The sequence below is a fragment of the Streptomyces sp. 35G-GA-8 genome (assembly GCF_023534745.1).
GTDB lineage: Bacteria > Actinomycetota > Actinomycetes > Streptomycetales > Streptomycetaceae > Streptomyces.
Genome location: NZ_JAMHJQ010000006.1, coordinates 318626 through 331623, shown reverse-complemented (window position 1 = coordinate 331623; position 12998 = coordinate 318626). Strand labels below are relative to the sequence as shown.

At 68.5% G+C, this 12998-nt stretch carries 13 protein-coding genes; 10 read left to right on the top strand and 3 right to left on the bottom strand.

Going from position 1 to position 12998, the window contains the following annotated elements:
* Positions 1-40: 40 nt before the first annotated feature.
* Together M1203_RS15695 and M1203_RS15690 are read left to right on the top strand one after the other, a co-directional pair.
* Positions 41-1069 carry a sugar phosphate isomerase/epimerase gene (locus M1203_RS15695; protein WP_249950305.1) on the top strand — a complete coding sequence of 343 codons (1029 nt, stop codon included), beginning with the start codon at positions 41-43 and terminating at the stop codon, positions 1067-1069.
* Positions 1070-1172: 103 nt separating this feature from the next.
* Positions 1173-1649: a hypothetical protein gene (locus M1203_RS15690; protein ID WP_249950304.1), complete on the top strand. Its 477-nt coding sequence runs from the start codon at positions 1173-1175 to the stop codon at positions 1647-1649.
* Positions 1650-1771: 122 nt separating this feature from the next.
* Here M1203_RS15690 and M1203_RS15685 read toward each other — a convergent pair whose 3' ends face one another.
* Complete coding sequence (locus tag M1203_RS15685; protein ID WP_249950303.1) at positions 1772-2740, bottom strand: hypothetical protein; 969 nt, start codon at positions 2738-2740, stop codon at positions 1772-1774.
* A gap of 294 nt (positions 2741-3034) precedes the next feature.
* Between M1203_RS15685 and M1203_RS15680 the strand changes: the two genes are divergently transcribed.
* The 3 genes from M1203_RS15680 (at position 3035) to M1203_RS15670 (ending at position 5100) form a co-directional block, all read left to right on the top strand.
* The gene (locus M1203_RS15680; RefSeq protein ID WP_249950302.1) at positions 3035-3550 is read left to right on the top strand and encodes an MmpS family transport accessory protein; all 516 of its coding nucleotides are present in this window, start codon (positions 3035-3037) and stop codon (positions 3548-3550) included.
* A gap of 224 nt (positions 3551-3774) precedes the next feature.
* Complete coding sequence (locus M1203_RS15675) at positions 3775-3996, top strand: hypothetical protein (RefSeq protein ID WP_249950301.1); 222 nt, start codon at positions 3775-3777, stop codon at positions 3994-3996.
* Positions 3997-4089: 93 nt separating this feature from the next.
* On the top strand, positions 4090-5100 hold the full coding sequence (locus M1203_RS15670) for a sporulation protein (RefSeq protein ID WP_249950300.1): 1011 nt from the start codon (positions 4090-4092) through the stop codon (positions 5098-5100).
* Positions 5101-5228: 128 nt separating this feature from the next.
* Here the strand turns inward: M1203_RS15670 and M1203_RS15665 are convergent, their stop codons facing one another.
* Both M1203_RS15665 and M1203_RS15660 read right to left on the bottom strand, forming a co-directional pair.
* Positions 5229-5717 (bottom strand): MarR family transcriptional regulator, encoded by a 489-nt coding sequence (locus M1203_RS15665; RefSeq protein WP_249950299.1) that lies wholly within the window; start codon positions 5715-5717, stop codon positions 5229-5231.
* Entirely contained in the window at positions 5714-6208 is a 495-nt protein-coding gene (locus tag M1203_RS15660; RefSeq protein ID WP_249950298.1) for a MarR family winged helix-turn-helix transcriptional regulator, read from the bottom strand. The genes M1203_RS15665 and M1203_RS15660 overlap by 4 nt, the downstream gene beginning before the upstream one ends.
* A 274-nt stretch (positions 6209-6482) precedes the next feature.
* Here M1203_RS15660 and M1203_RS15655 point away from each other — a divergent pair, with 274 nt between their 5' ends.
* From M1203_RS15655 to M1203_RS15635, 5 genes are read left to right on the top strand one after another with little or no spacing between them, the layout of a single operon-like run.
* On the top strand, positions 6483-7886 hold the full coding sequence (locus tag M1203_RS15655) for an aldehyde dehydrogenase family protein (protein ID WP_249950297.1): 1404 nt from the start codon (positions 6483-6485) through the stop codon (positions 7884-7886).
* Positions 7883-9406 (top strand): sugar ABC transporter ATP-binding protein, encoded by a 1524-nt coding sequence (locus M1203_RS15650; RefSeq protein WP_249950296.1) that lies wholly within the window; start codon positions 7883-7885, stop codon positions 9404-9406. Before M1203_RS15655 ends, M1203_RS15650 begins: the two co-directional genes overlap by 4 nt.
* A complete protein-coding gene (locus M1203_RS15645; protein ID WP_249950295.1) occupies positions 9403-10467 on the top strand; it encodes an ABC transporter permease in 1065 nt (354 codons plus the stop codon). The genes M1203_RS15650 and M1203_RS15645 overlap by 4 nt, the downstream gene beginning before the upstream one ends.
* Positions 10464-11441: a substrate-binding domain-containing protein gene (locus M1203_RS15640; RefSeq protein ID WP_249950294.1), complete on the top strand. Its 978-nt coding sequence runs from the start codon at positions 10464-10466 to the stop codon at positions 11439-11441. The genes M1203_RS15645 and M1203_RS15640 overlap by 4 nt, the downstream gene beginning before the upstream one ends.
* Complete coding sequence (locus M1203_RS15635) at positions 11441-12913, top strand: mucin-5B (RefSeq protein WP_249950293.1); 1473 nt, start codon at positions 11441-11443, stop codon at positions 12911-12913. Before M1203_RS15640 ends, M1203_RS15635 begins: the two co-directional genes overlap by 1 nt.
* The last annotated feature ends 85 nt before the right edge of the window (positions 12914-12998 follow it).

Here is a 12998-nt window from a genome sequence, read left to right as displayed (position 1 = left end):
CGACGGTCGCAGGGCCGGCGCCCCTACAGAAGGAGAGTCCGTGGACAACGAGTTGAGTCGTCGCGCCGTACTCGGTGCCGGTGCCGGCGTACTGGCCACCGGAGCGCTCACCGCCCAGGCGAGTCCGGCCTCGGCCCTCACGTCCTCGCCGCAGGGCCGGCCCAGTGGCGGACCGAACGTGATTCCGGCCGACCGCATAGGTCTGCAGATCTTCACCGTCCGCCAGTTGATCGGCAGTGACTACAAGAACCTCGACATCGCCCTGGAAGCCGTCCACGACGCCGGTGTCCGGGAACTCGAACTCGCCGGTGACTACTACACGAAGACGACGGCCCAGCTCAGGTCCATCATCCAAGCGCACGGACTGCGCATCGTGAGCAACCACTTCGGCCCCCGTGGAGCCAACCTCCCGAACCCGTGGCTGAGCCACGACGGCAGGATGCAGATCTTCGAGGACGCCCAGACGTTGGGCAGATTTCCCCATGTCGGGACCGGCAGCATGTTCGGCTTCCCCGGTGCTGGATCCGGTGGGAATACCCGCGAGAGCTTCAAGGCCCTGGCAGAAGTGTTCAACGAGTGTGGCGAGCACGCCGTTTCGCAGGGCTTCGGCGGCTTCTTCTTCCACAACCACGACAGTGAGTTCGCCCTTGAGAACGGCGTCCCGCTCTACAACACCTTGCTTGAGTACACCGACCCCCGCTACGTCAAGTTCGAGGTCGACCTCGGCTGGGTCACGGTCGCGGGCGAGGACCCGTACTGGTGGATCAAGAAGCACGGGGAGCGATTCGTCGCGTTCCACATCAAGGACGTCAAGTGGGACCCGAACGGCAACCGTACGGCGGCCGCGGGCACCCGCGCGGGAGGCAGGAAGTTCCGGTTCGTCGACGTCGGGAAGGGCGACATCGACTGGACCCGCACACTGTCCGCGCTCAAGGACCTCCGGCACTACCGGTTCTTCCTGGAACACGATGACGCCGGTGACCTGACCCTCAACCCGCCCGGACCCGCGAACACGGTCTGGCGAGGGTGCAGCACCCTGGACGGCATCAACACCTCCCGACGCAAGTAGGAGGAACAGGCATAACGCGCCGGGGGAGCTCGCTGCCGGGTGTGGTTGCCCCTGTGCTGTACTGGTTGGCCATCCGACCCGAACCTTCCCGCGGAGGCCTTCGATGGCCCGGCTGTATGTGCGTCCCGGCATCGACCCCGACGAACCGGACGTGCCCGTCGTCGTCCTCCTCGTGGATCCCGAGGGCGCCCCCGGGGAGCGCGCCGTGGTCCGGCTCGGCGACTACTGTCACGAGGTGAACGGCTGGGCCTGCCTGTCGCAGACCGATGGCTGGGCCGAGCACGCACGCGACGGCGGGCAGTTGGTGGTCGACGTCGCCGTCTACCCGGTCGCGTTGCGCGCGGTCGGCGTGGACCCCGCCGACTTCCCCGGGCGGTCGGCCATCGACCCGGAGGCCGTGGTGATCCTGCGCGCGGGGACCGCGGCCGCCCCGGAGTCGTCCGTACGACTGTCCGAGGGCACCGCCGTCTTCCTGGCGGGCCCGGACGTTCCACCGGACGAACTGCTCGCGGCCTATGACGACTGGCCGATGGTGCTCGCACCCCCGCCCGAGGCCCAGGATCTCTCGTTCGGGTCGTGATCGGGAGGCCGTACGGGCCGATGGCCCGGATCGTTCACCGGCCTGATCCTCGACGCCACGACCGCTCGCTTCTCCTGTGCCCACGGGGCGCAGTCGCTCTGCCCGCTCACATCACCGCTTCGTCAGTATGTGGGACAAACGGTGTCGCCCTTGAGCCGGCGGCGCAGGAACGTGGCGAAGGTCTGGTCCTCCAGGTGGGTGGGCGCGGTGCCGTCCGGTTCGATACAGGCGACGCGCCAGTCCTGGGGATCGCTCTTCATGGTGAGCCAGCCCAACGCCTTGCCCTCCAGTTCTCCCCATTGCAGGAACTGCCGTTCCTCGGTCGGCCAGGCGGCGTACGCGACGGGAAAGACGGGAAATACGCGCACGCCCGCGACGACCCCGCCGGGGAATTCCCGCATGATCGCCAGGTAGTCCTCCGGGAGCGGGGTGGACGACCCCTGCACGGCCCGGTCCAGCAGCTCTCCGGCCAACTGCCGGACAACCGGCACACCGAGACTCCGCATCTTGGTGACGATTTCCTCCGTCGCCCCGATGTCCCGGTTCGCCAGCACCGTGGCCGTGGCCCGCATGTCGTCCGCGACATTCCAGAAGGAGCCCGACTCGTATTCCTCGTACGTCTCGAAGGCGGGAATCCCCTCGGGGCGTCCCACAAGAGCCCGCGCGACGAACTCCGAAGCGGAGAAAGGAAGGTCCAGCCACAGCTGGAAATCCTCGTCCGTGAGGACGGTCGTCCACTGCGCGGTGTCGTTTTCGGTGGTGTCCCACAGCAGCACGCCGTCACGGGCGGTGCGGCCCCACGGCAGCATGCCGCCGGGCAGCGGGAACAGCGGCCAGGGAAGCTCCTGCTCACGGGCGAGCAGGGAATCCCGTATGTCCGCGACGCGCAGCGCGACGTCCGCCGTGAAGTCCTCCAGGTGGCGCACGGGGACATCGGAGCGGTTGAGAAGGACGGAGCCCGCGATCACGCCCTGAGGCAAGCCTTTCACCAGCAGCTCGAAGTCCTCGGGCACGACCTGCCCGTACGCTTCGCCCTCCTCCCGCGCCGGGGCGGCGAGACCGAGCAGCCGAACGACATCGAGATGATTCATGCGTTCCTCTCCGAACGGCATCGGCGGCGGGGGCCAACGTCCGCTCGCTCCATGGGCTGTACCGGTACGACGTGGTGAGCCGGCCGCCGGGCCTCGTCAGAGGTGCGCCGATCACGGCAGGGGGATTCTGCGACAAAGAGTCGATGCGCCGTCAACCGTAACGACATTCAGGGCATTTTACTGTCCGGATTGATATCGATTGGGGTTGTCCTGCACGAATTCTCCAATGCCTGGCATTCGTCGAATCCCATGGTGTATAACCCAGGCGAATTCCCCTCGACAGAAAGCGCGGCCATGCCGACGACCGAAGAACGGGCAGGACTGGAAGAGCCCGAAACCCCGGACACCACAAGGGTTTCCCCTGCTCCGGACAGCCGCCGCATCATCCGCGGCGGCATCGCCGTCGCCGCGACCCTGCTGCTCGCCGGCGGCGCGTTCGTCACCTACGGGGTCCTCGACTCCGAGGACAAGTCGGCGGACAAGCGGGCCGAGGCGCCTACCGCCGAGGTGACCTACGAAGTACTGGGCGAGGGCGCGGCCGACATCTCCTACCGCGGGGCCGACGGCGACAAGGCGGACGTGGTCACGAACGTCGGCCTGCCATGGAAGAAGACCGTGAGCGTTCCGCTCGGCGCTTCCCCGATCGTCAACGTCATCCTCGGCGAGAAGGGCGGCACGGCCAGCTGCACCCTGACCGTACGCGGCAAGCATGTCCAACGCGCCACCGCCACCGGCGCCTTCGGCCGGACCACATGCAGCGGCGACCTCCCCTCCCCCGAAGCGTCCGGGACCCTTGAAGGAACCCCGTAACACCCCGTAACCCCGCACGGCTCGGGCGCGATGCGACTCCCGACCGGATGGTTTTCGGACTTGTTTCCTCGGATCGGCCACGGGCGTCGCCCAGGAGCACGGCCCCATGCCTATGCTTCTACAGCCTTGTAGATATTGCGCGGGCGACCGGGCTTCCGGCTGCCCTCCGGCAAGGCACGTCGGGCGTTTCCTCATTCATCCGTATTTCCCCTGGGAGGGCTTTCGTGGCTTCGATCGACCTGGACAAGATGCTGGACAAGGCGTGGGCGGACAAGGCGCTGCCCGAGATCCTCGCCGCGCCTGTCTCGGCCTTGAAGGGGGTCTCGGACCGGGACGGGGAGCTGCTCCAGGAGGCGTTCGGCGTCAAGACCGTCGCCGATCTGGCCGATCTCAAGTACACGCGCTGGGCGCAGGCCCTGGCCGTGCTGGGCGCCTCCGCCAAGTAATCATGTGCCGCGGTCCGGTGCGTTCCGCGTGATTCCCGCGCACCGGACCGCGGTTCAGGGACGACACGCAACAGAGAAGGAGTGAACGCGACGATGGTGTTCAAGCGGTTGCTCGGCTCACTCGGCATGGGTGGCCTCGCGGTGGACACGGTCCTCGACGCGGACGCGGTGCTGCCCGGTGGCGCGTTGACCGGGCAGGTTCATCTGACGGGCGGCGGCGCCGACTTCACGATCGAGCACATCACCCTGGAGCTTGTGGCCCGGGTCGAGGTCGAGCACGACGGCGGGGAGTCGGACGGGACGGTCGTCTTCGACCGGTTCGGCGTGGGCGGCAACTTCCGTCTCGCGGGGGACGAGCGACGCAGTATCCCGTTCAGTGTGGCGCTGCCCTGGGAGACCCCGGTCACCGAACTGAACGGCCATCCCCTGTGGATCGCCCTCGGCGTCCGCACCGAGGTGTCCGTGGCCGGCGCCAGGGACAAGGGTGACCTCGACCCGCTCTCCGTAAGCCCCCTGCCGGCCCAGGAGGCGGTACTCGAAGCCCTGGGACAGCTCGGCTTCGGGTTCAAGTCCGCGGATCTCGAGTACGGGCAGATCCGCGGTACCGGCCAGGAACTCCCGTTCTACCAGGAGATCGAACTCACGCCTCCCGCGCGGTACGCGCACCAGGTGAACGAGATCGAGGTGACCTTCCTCGCCCATCCCGGCGGCATGGAAGTGGTTCTGGAGGCCGACAAGCGCGGCGGCCTCTTCTCCGGCGGTCATGACGCGGTATCCCGTTTCGCCGTCAGCCACTCCGACGTCGGACAGGTCAATTGGTATGCCGAGGTGGACGGCTGGGTGCGTCAGTTGGTGGAACGCCGAGCCGAGTACGGCTCGTACGGTCGGCACGGGCACGATGACACGCACCACGGTGGGAACCACTCCTACGGCCACGGCGAACATCACCACGACGAGGGGCAGGGTCACCGCTCAGGACCCGGTATGGGCACCGTGATCGCCGCCGGGGCCGCGGGGCTGGCCGTCGGCGTGGTCGGCGGGATGGTCGCGGCCGAAGTCGTGGACGAGGTCGGTGACTTCTTCGAGGGCGACGACGAGGAGTAGGACGACGGGCTTCGCCGGCCGGAGACCACACCGGCCCACGCTCCGCGGGGCCCGGGCGGCCCCGCGGAGCGATCTTCGGCGTTCTATGTCGCGGCCGGGTAGCCGGCCGCCGCGGCGACGGCCCCGGTTCAGGCGTCCATCGCCGCGAGCTCCGCGTTGGCGCGCTCGGTGACCAGGGCGAGGACGCGGCCCGCGGCGACAAGGTCCGCCGCGGGTATCCCGCCCCAGACGCGGGCACTGACGGGGGCGGTCTCCGCGCCGACGGTGGCCGTCAGCTCACGCCCTGCCTCGGTGGGGCGAAGGTGCGCGCCGTCCACGACGAGCAGCTGCTTGGCCAGCAGTTCGTCGAGAGTGGCGCGGATGTCGGCCGGATCGGCCTTGAGGCTGCCCTGGACCTGGGTGACGAGATCGTCCGGCGTCCGCGGGGCGTCCGCGGTGATGGCGGCGCGCAGGGCGATCTGCTGCTGGAACGTGATGCCGTGCCGGGCAAGGACGTGCTCAAGGACGCCTCGGGCGGCGTAGTGGGCCAGGCCGAGCGCGCGCGCGTCGGCGACGGGTTCGGTGGATGCGGCAGCCGTAGTGGTGGATGCGGTGGTGGTGGATGCGGTGATGGTCATGGTGTTGTCCCCTGAGTGCTCTCGTCGTTCGTCACGGATGGAATGAGAGGTACGTTGAGCAGGGTCGTCAGCTCGTCGGCGAACGCGCGCGTCCCGGGGGCGTCGAGGCCGCCGAGCGGCTCCAGCAGCTGCTGAAGCAGTTCCTGGACCACCGCCACGGCCTGCCGTGTGACGGCCTGGCCCTGCTCGGTGAGGGCGAGCTGTACGGCGCGCGGATCGCGGGGGTCCCGGGTGCGCTCGATCAGACCGGCCGACTCCAGGGCACGCGCCAGCTTCGAGACGTACAGCGCCTCCAGGCCGGTGTGGTCGGCGAGTCGGCGCTGGCTGGGCCGCTCGCCGCCGCGCTGCATGCCGCGCAGCGACGCGACCACTACGTACTGCGCGTGGGTGAGACCCAGCGGAGCCACCGCGCGATCGACCGCGACGCGCCACTTGTTGGCGAGCCGCCATACCAGGAAGCCGGGCGTGGGACCCGGTGAAACCTTGCTCATGCCGAATAGAGTACATGGATATTATGTCCATGGCTACTATCTCCGCCACGGACGACACCCTCCCGCCCGAGCACCCTGCCGCAACCTACTTATTTGCCAAAACCACCGCCCGGATTGCCTGGCCAATGCAGCATTTACCGCTCTCAACAGTGCCTGCAAGGCGACGGGCGGCTATTTTGTCACCGCTGTTGACTAACTACTGAGCGGGTGTCAGCATCGCTGCGACTTCTGGAGATTCGTCCGCCCTGTCAAGATCGCACAGGAGACCCGACGTATGACGTCCCGCAGCACCGCTGTGTCCGTACACAATCCAGGAACCGGTGAAGTCCTCGGCGAAATCGAGGACTTCACGGCCGAGCGCGTCGGCGCCGCACTTGAGGCCGCGGCGCACGGTCAACGGGCCATGGCCGCGCTACCCGCCCATGAGAGGGCCCAACTACTGCTCAGAACAGCGGAGTTGATCGAGGGAGAGGCCGACGGGCTGGCCCGGCAGCTCGCGGCGGAGAACGGCAAGCCGGTCTTCCAGACCACCGAAGAGGTCCGCGCCGCCATCAGGATCTTCCGTGGCTTCGCGGGTGAGGCCACCCGGCTGCTGGGGAGGCAGATTCCCCTCGACGCGGTGCCGGGCCTCGAACGCCATCTCGCCGTCACGATCCGCGAACCCCTCGGCCCGGTCGCGGCGTTGGTGCCCTTCAACTACCCCGTCGAGCTGTACGCCCACAAGGCGGCGGCCGCACTCGCCGCGGGCAACGCGGTGCTCGTCCACCCGCCGGTGCGCTGCCCGCTGACGCTCATCCGGATCGCGGAACTCATCGCCGCCGCCGGATTCCCCGACGGCGCGCACCAACTGCTCACCGGCGGGGTGCACGTCTCGCAGGAACTGGCCGGCAGGGCGGGCGCCGCCGCCATCAGCCTGACGGGATCCACCACCGCCGGCCGCGAGATCGCCCGCCGCGCCGCGGACACGCTCAAGAAGGTCCATCTCGAACTCGGCGGCAACGACGCCCTGATCGTCTGTGACGACGCCGATGTGGAAGCCGCGGCGGGGGCCGTGGTCCTGGGGCGCCTCGCACGCGGCAACGGGCAGATCTGCTGCGCGGTCAAGCGCGTATACGTCCAGAGCGGCGTGCACGACGCCTTCGTGGACGCCCTCCTGTCGGGCGCCGCCAAGCTCAGCGTCGGCGATCAGCTCGCCGACGGCACCGACGTGGGCCCGCTCATCAGCGAGGCCGCCGCGCGGCGCGTGGAGCAGGCCGTGGGCACCCTCGTCTCGGACGGTGCCCGCAAGGTGGCGGGCGGCGCACGTCGCGGTGCCTTCTACGATCCCGCCGTCCTCGTCGACGTGCCCACCGACAGCGCGGCCTTCAACGAGGAGATCTTCGGACCCGTCGCCCCCGTGGCCCGCTTCGAAGACCCCCTGGACGCGGTTCGGATGGCCAACGCCTCCCCGTACGGGCTCCAGGCCGCCGTCTTCACCCAGGACATCCAGCGCGCCTACACCCTCGCCAACCGGCTCGACGTGGGTGGCGTCGTGATCAACGGGAGCACCGCGCTGCGCGCCGAGAACCTGCCCTTCGGCGGTCCCAAGGACACCGGCGGTTCCGTCGAGGGACTGCACGACACGGCTCTGGAGTTCACCCGGCAGAAGACGATCATCGTGATGGAGGCCTTCCAGTGAGCGGTGCGCCCGCTCCGCCGGCTCTCGACGTGCGCGGGGTGCACAAGTCGTACGGCGGTACGAAGGTGTTGCACGGCGTGGATCTCAAGGGCCATGCCGGTGACGTGCTCGCCGTGGTCGGCGCCAACGGTGCCGGGAAGTCCACCCTCATCAAGATCCTCGCGGGCGCGGAGCGGATGAGCAGCGGTGAACTGCGCCTCGACGGCGAGCTCGTGGCGTTGCGCTCCCCGCACGACGCGCACACCCATGGCATCAGGACCGTCCACCAGGAGCTCACCCTCATCCCCGAACTGTCCGTCACGGAGAACCTGTTGATGGGCCACTACCCGCGCATGCCGGGCGGCCTCATCAACTGGCGGGCCGCGCACGCCCGCGCCCGGGTGCTCCTGGAGGACATCGGGTACGGGGCGATCGACCCCCGGACCAAGGCCGGCAGCCTCACCGTCGCACGCCAGCAGATGGTGGAGATCGCCAAGGCCCTCGTGGACGAGAGCGGGGAGCCCAGGGTGCTGGTCCTCGACGAGCCCTCGGCCGTGCTCGCCGGCGCCGATCTGGACGCCCTGTTCGCCCTGATCCGAAGGCTTCAGAAGCGCGGTGTGGTCATCGTCTACGTATCGCACCGGCTCGCCGAGGTCACCGAACTGGCCACCACCATCGTCGTCATCAAGGACGGTCGCGTCGTCGCGGAGACCACACCGCGGCGGACGGACGAGAACGAGATGATCCGCCTGATGGCGGGACGCCGTCCACAACAGCTGTACCCCGACCGCCGCACCGACGTGGGCCGGGAACTGCTCTCGGTCCAAGGGCTCAGCAGGCCGGGCGAGTTCGACGATGTCTCCTTCGCCCTGAGGGCGGGTGAGATCACCGGCCTGTTCGGTCTCGTCGGGTCGGGCCGCAGCGAGCTGGCACACTGCGTCTTCGGCGCCCGGCGCCCGGCCGAGGGGACGGTCAGGGCCGAGGGCTCACGTACCGACCGGTTCCGCAGCCCCAAGGAGGCCATCGGCGCGGGGCTCGCCCTGGTCACGGAGGACCGTAAGCGCACCGGTCTGGTCCTCGGCCTCAGCACCGAGGACAACATCGGCCTGACCACCCTCAGGACCGCGACCAGGGGACCGCTCCTGGACACCGCCCGGCGCAGGCGCGACGCCCTGGCGATGACGGACCGGCTCGACATCAGACCCGCTCATTCCGCGCGGTTGCCGGTACGCGCGCTCAGCGGCGGCAACCAGCAGAAGGCCGTGCTGGCGAAGTGGCTCCTCACCTCGCCCCGTGTGCTCCTTCTCGACGAACCGACCCGTGGGGTCGACATGGCGACCCGGGTGGAGATCTATCGCATGCTCGACGAACTGGCCCGTGGCGGAATGGCCGTCCTCCTCATCTCGTCCGACCTCACCGAGGTCCTCGGCGCCACCGACCGCGTGCTGGTGATGCACGAGGGGCGGATCGCCGCCGAGCTTCCCTCTGACCGTACGTCCGAGGACACCGTCCTCGCCCACGCGATCGGACACGCCGCATGACGGATCAACTCTCGGCTTCTCCTCGGGACTCCGAGCGACTCCCCGAGCACGGCACCACCGGGGCGGCAGGAGGCTCGCGGCTGCCCAGGATCAGGGTGGCGGGGCGCGACATCACCCTGGAAGTGGGGCTCGCCGCGCTGCTCGTCGCCTTCATCGCGATCGCCGGTGCGACCACCGACGCCTTCCTCACCGAGGCGAACGTCACGAACCTGCTCAAGCAGATGGTCACCACCGGACTGCTCGCCTTCGGCATGCTCACGGTGATCCTGACGGGCGGTATCGACCTCTCGGTCGGCTCGGTGGTCGCCTTCTCGGGCATTCTCGCCGCGGGCCTGTCCGCCGGGCTGCCGGTGTGGCTGGCGATGCTGATCGGAGTGGCCTCCGGCATCGGGTTCGGGCTGGTCAACGGGGCACTTGTGGCCCGCTTCCAACTCGCCCCCTTCGTGGTCACACTCGCCGCGCTCACCACCATCCGGGGTCTGGCCTTCGTCTACTCGGAGACCCCCGTCGCACCGGAGAAGGCGGGCTTCTTCGAGCTGGGATCCGCCGCGCTGGGCCCTGTGCCCGTCTCCACGATCATCATGATCGCTGTCTTCCTGCTCGGCGGAGTCTTTCTCGGCCGTATGCCCGCCGGCCGGGCGCTGACCGCGATCGGCGGCAGCGCGGAGACCGTACGCCTCGCGGGCATCGGCGTACGACGCCATGTGGTCCTCGCCTACACCATCAGCGGCGCCTGCGCCGGACTCGCGGGCGTCATTCTCGCCAGCCGCGTCGGAATCGCCCAGCCCAGTGTGGGCACCGCCTTCGAACTGGACGCCATCGCCGCGTGTGTGATCGGTGGTGCCAGCCTGGCCGGCGGCAAGGGCACCGTACGGGCGACCTGCGCGGGAGTGCTGGTGCTCGCGCTGATCAACAATCTGCTCAACCTCTATGACGTACAGAGCTTCTGGCAGCAGGTTTTCAAGGGGCTCATCATCGTTGCCGTCATTCTCGTCCAGCGCGCGGGGCGGCTCCGTCCCGCCGCCGGTGCGACGACCCCGGGAAAGGGATCGCTGTCATGATCGCCCTTAGCAAGACGCGCGTCGCCGGACTGCTCGCCGGGGCCGTTCTCGTCACCACCCTGTCGGGCTGCTCGTCCGACGGCGGGAACGCGAGCGGCGAGGGGGACGGCGACTACACGGTAGGCGTCGCCAACTTCACCTTGAGCGGGCCCTACTTCAACGGCATGGACCGCGCGATCAAAGCGCAGGCGAAGAAGAAGGGCGTCGAGGTCCGCAGCACGGACGCGGGCGGTGACGCGGCCAAGCTCGCCTCCAACGTCGAGGACCTGCTGAGCAAGGGCGTCGACGCGGTCATCATCTCGGGCGGCCCGCTGGAGTCGGCCCCCGCCGTCCTCAACGCCATCAAGGCCGCCGGAAAGCCGGCCGTGCTCGTCGACCGCAAGTTCAAGACCGGCGACTACACGAGCTGGATCGGCCCCGACAACGAGGCGATCGGCAAGCAGAACGGTGAGTTCCTGGCCGACCGGCTGCCCGACGCGGCCACGGTCGCGATCGTCAAGGGAGGCCCCGCGGACAACAGCATCGGCCTGGCCCGCACCAACGGTGTCAAGGGCGCCCTCACCGGCGCCGGACTCAAGATCGTCGAAGCCCCCGACTTCGGCAACTGGAGCTCCGACGGGGGACTGACCGTCACGGAGAGCCTGCTCGCGTCGCACCAGGACATCGACGCGGTGTTCTGCGAGAACGACGCCATGTGCCTGGGCGCCCAGCGCGCCATCAAGGACGCCGGCCGGGACAAGGACATCGTGCTGGCCGGTGTCGACGGCCAGTCCGAAGCGCTCAAGGCCATCTCGGACGGCACGAATTACCTGGTCACCGGGCTCAACGACGCCGATCAGATCGGCAGTCTCGGTTTGGACAGGACCATCGACATCCTCGGCGGCAAGAAGACGGAGAAGGACACGGTGGTGCCTTCCCCGCGTGTCACCAAGGAGAACGCCAACGAGTACTACGATCCGGACGGGGAGTTCTGATGAGCCGCACCGACTCGTACCGAGGCCGCCCCCCTTCGCGAAGAAGGCACCGCTACGCGATGACCGCCCTGCTCGGCGGCGCACTCGCCCTGACGCCACTGCTCGCCGCCGCGCAGACCACGGACGAATCCGCTTCCGCGTCCCTCGCGGCCCGGGAGCCGGCCGCCCAGAAGCCGCCCACACAGAAGTGGAAGCTCCTGTACTCCGAGAACTTCTCGAAGAAGCTCGACCCGGGGAAGGCGCCCTGGGTCAGAGAGGCCTACGACAACCCGTTCGACACCGTCATGGACGACAACGGCAAGTGGTTCCACAACGATTACGGTGATGCCTGGGACGAGCAGCTCGACTCCTTCGCCACCTACCGGAAGGAATTCCCGGTCGGCAAGGACGGCTGGCTGACCGCCTCGCTGTCCGCCCGCGACTGGGACAAGGACGGCACCATCGAGAAGCCGCCGTCCATCACCAACGGCAGAGCGGGCAAGTCCACCGTCGCCGAACTCAATGTCCCCGATCACACGGGCGGTGCCATCTTCCGGCCCACCGAGTCGCTTCCCGAGCAGTACCGCATCGAGTACAAGCTCAAGACGCTCGACTTCGGCGGCAAGCGCAACGGAACGATCGACTACGACAACCGCGTCAACGGCTACAGCAAGGACGGCTGCAAGACACAGCACCCCTGGGGCGAGGGTTCCAGGAGCCCCGGCTGGGAGGGCGACGCCTCGGCCCCGTACTGCGAGTGGCAGGACGTGCGCGAGGGCAGGTACGGCTACAACGGATTCCACTATCTGTCCATCGTGGACTTCGCCGACCCCGCGCCCCGCAACAACCACTTCTGGCATTACCGGCGCAAGGTGCTCATGGACTCCTTCGCCCAGCACCCGGACCGCGTCGGCACGGGCACCGGCGGCCGCGTCTGCAACGCGAAGACCGACGAGTACTACGACTACAAGGACAGCAGCTTCAACACGGTCAACATGTGGATCAGCGGGCTCCCGAACTGGGCCCCGGGCCAGGGCGGCCTGGCCGGTAACTCGCAGTGGTTCATGACCAGTTGTTCCGACGGTGTCGCCGAACAGCAGTTGTCGTCCGCGGCCGAGCTCCAGCCCGAGCTGATGCCGGACGAGGACTACACCTTCGCCATCGAACGCGACGAGACCGGATACACGCTGGAGGCCAGCGGAAACTTCGCTCGCGCCGGACAGCAGACACTCCGCTTCCACCGCGACTTCGTCGTGGACAACAAACCTATCTGGCACTACAACGTCAAGCCCGACGAGTACGACGGCCGCTACAACAACACCCTCGTCCAGGGCAAGGACCTCAACGGCAAGGCCGCGTGGACCGACCAGTGGCCGAAGGACTCCGCCTACCCCGACTCCTTCGTCATCGGCGATCTCTACACCAACGTGTACGAGGGCAGCGCGAGCCTCACGGACATCAAGCTGTTCGTGCCGAAGTCGGAGAAGAAGTGACCTGACCCGCCGAGCCCGCCCCCCGGCCCCGCTTCGTCGCCCGGGACGAAACCGGCCGCCCCGGCGTTGTCGACGGGGCGGCCGG

Excerpts from the sequence above, each read along its gene's own strand:
- M1203_RS15690 (WP_249950304.1), top strand. The coding sequence starts at position 1,173 with ATGGCCCGGCTGTATGTGCGTCCCGGCATCGACCCCGACGAACCGGAC.
- M1203_RS15685 (WP_249950303.1), bottom strand. The coding sequence starts at position 2,740 with ATGAATCATCTCGATGTCGTTCGGCTGCTCGGTCTCGCCGCCCCGGCG.
- M1203_RS15680 (WP_249950302.1), top strand. The coding sequence starts at position 3,035 with ATGCCGACGACCGAAGAACGGGCAGGACTGGAAGAGCCCGAAACCCCG.
- M1203_RS15670 (WP_249950300.1), top strand. The coding sequence starts at position 4,090 with ATGGTGTTCAAGCGGTTGCTCGGCTCACTCGGCATGGGTGGCCTCGCG.
- M1203_RS15665 (WP_249950299.1), bottom strand. The coding sequence starts at position 5,717 with ATGACCATCACCGCATCCACCACCACCGCATCCACCACTACGGCTGCC.
- M1203_RS15660 (WP_249950298.1), bottom strand. The coding sequence starts at position 6,208 with ATGAGCAAGGTTTCACCGGGTCCCACGCCCGGCTTCCTGGTATGGCGG.
- M1203_RS15655 (WP_249950297.1), top strand. The coding sequence starts at position 6,483 with ATGACGTCCCGCAGCACCGCTGTGTCCGTACACAATCCAGGAACCGGT.
- M1203_RS15645 (WP_249950295.1), top strand. The coding sequence starts at position 9,403 with ATGACGGATCAACTCTCGGCTTCTCCTCGGGACTCCGAGCGACTCCCC.
- M1203_RS15640 (WP_249950294.1), top strand. The coding sequence starts at position 10,464 with ATGATCGCCCTTAGCAAGACGCGCGTCGCCGGACTGCTCGCCGGGGCC.
- M1203_RS15635 (WP_249950293.1), top strand. The coding sequence starts at position 11,441 with ATGAGCCGCACCGACTCGTACCGAGGCCGCCCCCCTTCGCGAAGAAGG.